Source organism: Tolypothrix sp. VBCCA 56010 (genome assembly GCF_050875635.1).
Classification (GTDB): domain Bacteria; phylum Cyanobacteriota; class Cyanobacteriia; order Cyanobacteriales; family Nostocaceae; genus Hassallia.
This window is the reverse complement of the sequence record NZ_JBPAOH010000471.1, coordinates 1-336: the sequence shown is the minus strand read 5'-3', so window position 1 is coordinate 336 and position 336 is coordinate 1. Positions and strand designations below refer to the sequence as shown.

The following is a 336-nucleotide window of genomic DNA, read 5'->3' as shown; positions in this document are numbered from 1 at the left end:
ATTGCAGACATTCAAAATATATTTTCAGCTATTAACGCAACTTTTAAAGTTTACTAGTTTATGTCTTATTGCAACGAGAAAAAACAAGCTATAGTTACGTACTTTTTTGCAGGAGGTGAAGTTAAGCGTTTTGAAACAGATAAAGTTCCCATTGATGTGACGACTGGCTATGCAGACAATGCGTCAGGTATAGGTTTACATGAGTTAAAAAGAAATCCTTTTAACTTCCTGGGTCGTTACAGTTTTACCATTGAAGCTCCCTCAGGAGTACCGAGAAACTTAAATCCTAAACCAGACATTTATTTATTGGCGGGGTTGTGGGATGACTACGGAACA

1 protein-coding gene is annotated in these 336 nt (G+C 36.9%); it reads left to right on the top strand.

What is annotated here, in order from left to right; all coding sequences use genetic code 11:
* Positions 1 to 60: 60 nt before the first annotated feature.
* Positions 61 to 336: hypothetical protein (locus AABK37_RS42030; RefSeq protein WP_432557276.1), on the top strand; the 276-nt coding region annotated here is incomplete at its 3' end.